Origin of the sequence: Halobacillus sp. BAB-2008 (genome assembly GCF_000328325.1) — a bacterium.
Taxonomy (GTDB): domain Bacteria; phylum Bacillota; class Bacilli; order Bacillales; family Halobacillaceae; genus Halobacillus.
The window spans coordinates 1-265 of record NZ_ANPF01000137.1; the positions used below are offsets into that span (position 1 = coordinate 1).

At 37.0% G+C, this 265-nt stretch carries 1 protein-coding gene; it reads right to left on the bottom strand.

Annotation, left to right across the window (positions count from 1 at the left end; translation table 11 throughout):
* Window positions 1–265: IS3 family transposase (locus tag D479_RS19725; RefSeq protein ID WP_008640682.1), on the bottom strand; the 265-nt coding region annotated here is incomplete at both ends.

Consider the following 265-nt stretch of genomic DNA (forward strand, 5'->3'; position numbering starts at 1 on the left):
TGATTTCACCATTAAATAAGTCCAGAATGGGAGAAAGATAGAGTTTTTCACCAAACAATTTAAACTCCGTAATATCCGTTACCCATTTCTGATTCGGTTTCGAAGCTGTAAATTCCCTATTCAAGAGATTATCGGCTACTTCACCGACTTTCCCTTTATAAGAATGGTATTTCTTCATGCGAACTTGGCATCGAAGGCCTAACTCTTTCATCAGGCGGTAAACTTTTTTATGATTCACATGAATACCTTCATTCTCCAACTGATT